Below are 598 nucleotides of genomic sequence, written 5' to 3'. Positions count from 1 at the left end.
GAGATACAAGATACAAAGATCGCAGCCTCCGGCAGCTCCTACAGAACGTCAGCATTCGCAGGCGACAGGTGTATTGGCGACTGACGCCACGCTCAGTTCGAAACCCTCATCGAGCCATCCGGTGACACCGCCAATCATCTCTTTCACCGGATAACCCAACGCCGCGAGCTTCACCGCCGCCTTGTTCGCCCCATTGCAATGCGGCCCGGCGCAATAGACCACGAACAAAGTGTGTTTCGGGTAATCGGCCAAGCGCTCCGCCGTGAGCAAGCGGGTCGGGATATTGATCGCGCCGGGCACATGGCCGCGCTCGAACGCCAATGGGCCGCGCACATCCACCAGAACAAAATCGACCTCCCCGGCCTCGTGGCTACTGAACACGTCGGAACAATCGGTTTCGAAGGTCAGACGATTGCTGAAATGCATCAGGGCAATCGCCGACGGGGCGGCGGGAATTTCGCGAACCAGGCTGGTCATGCTGTGTTGCTCCTTTGTCTGTGGGGGATGAACAGACTTTATCGAGACGGCGCTTGCCGCTACAGTGGCGCGCAAGACACCGACCGGGAGATTTCCGCCAAATGCCCACTCAGCCCAATCT

General features: G+C 59.2%; 1 protein-coding gene. It reads right to left on the bottom strand.

Annotated elements, in window-relative coordinates; all coding sequences use genetic code 11:
• Positions 1-48: 48 nt before the first annotated feature.
• Positions 49-477: a rhodanese-like domain-containing protein gene (locus OQK_RS01380; protein ID WP_016770771.1), complete on the bottom strand. Its 429-nt coding sequence runs from the start codon at positions 475-477 to the stop codon at positions 49-51.
• Between the last annotated feature and the right edge of the window lie 121 nt (positions 478-598).

This window comes from Pseudomonas sp. R62, assembly GCF_000257605.1.
Classification (GTDB): Bacteria; Pseudomonadota; Gammaproteobacteria; order Pseudomonadales; family Pseudomonadaceae; genus Aquipseudomonas; species Aquipseudomonas atacamensis.
This window is presented reverse-complemented; position numbering and strand designations above follow the sequence as displayed.